Raw genomic sequence first — 275 nt, forward strand, 5'->3', positions numbered from 1 at the left:
ATAGGTTTCGCGTAGGGCGCCAGCGGGGGCGGTCAAATCAATCGGCTATTTTACTTCAGGCCGGCCCTGCCGATCAGCCGGAGGCAGGCGCCGTGACGCGCAGGAAGCATGGCGGCGGCGCCAGTGTGGTTTTCCGTCATCGTTGGTCCGTCCACGCCGCCGCCGCGCGCCTGCCCGGTCCTGGCGATGTGGCAGCGCACCGTGGAGAGAAGCACGGCGTTCGCGCGCGATACATACGCGAAGCATACAGTTTCAAAGCTTAAATAATGAAGGCC

Annotated in this window: 1 protein-coding gene; it reads right to left on the minus strand. The window is 63.6% G+C overall.

The annotated features are described in order from the left end of the window. Window positions 1-50: 50 nt before the first annotated feature. A partial coding sequence (locus KVT32_RS29995; RefSeq protein ID WP_217619419.1) for a hypothetical protein occupies window positions 51-275 on the minus strand: 225 nt, incomplete at its 5' end.

This window comes from Achromobacter sp. GbtcB20, from assembly GCF_019091095.1.
GTDB lineage: Bacteria > Pseudomonadota > Gammaproteobacteria > Burkholderiales > Burkholderiaceae_B > Achromobacter > Achromobacter mucicolens.